Consider the following 478-nt stretch of genomic DNA (forward strand, 5'->3'; position numbering starts at 1 on the left):
TCAAGGCATCCACCGTGCGCCCTTTCTAACTTAACCAAACTAAAATTAAAAAATATGAGCTACACTGTTATCTAGTTTTCAAAGAACATACCATTTGCTATATAAAATAGCTTTTTGGTGGAGCCTAGCGGGATCGAACCGCTGACCTCCTGCGTGCAAGGCAGGCGCTCTCCCAGCTGAGCTAAGGCCCCAAGTTGTATGGTGGGCCTAAATGGACTCGAACCATCGACCTCACGCTTATCAGGCGTGCGCTCTAACCAGCTGAGCTATAGGCCCATACAAATTGCAGGATTTATTTATATCATATCCTCATTTAAGAGTCAATGCTTAATTGAACTCTCAAAACTAAACGAAAACGAAACACGGAAACTTATATTGATGAACAGTGTTCATCAATTCTCCATAGAAAGGAGGTGATCCAGCCGCACCTTCCGATACGGCTACCTTGTTACGACTTCACCCCAATCATCTGTCCCAC

The 478-nt window shown here is 44.4% G+C and carries 2 tRNA genes and 1 rRNA gene; all 3 read right to left on the reverse strand.

Annotation, left to right across the window (positions count from 1 at the left end):
- Positions 1–115: 115 nt before the first annotated feature.
- Positions 116–191: transfer RNA gene (locus tag MR065_RS27085), tRNA-Ala, on the reverse strand.
- Positions 192–199: 8 nt separating this feature from the next.
- Positions 200–276, reverse strand: a tRNA-Ile gene (locus MR065_RS27090).
- 130 nt (positions 277–406) lie between these two features.
- Positions 407–478, reverse strand: a 16S ribosomal RNA gene (locus MR065_RS27095); the annotation flags it as partial.

Source organism: Bacillus cereus group sp. BfR-BA-01383, from assembly GCF_022663495.1.
Classification (GTDB): Bacteria; Bacillota; Bacilli; order Bacillales; family Bacillaceae_G; genus Bacillus_A; species Bacillus_A cereus_AU.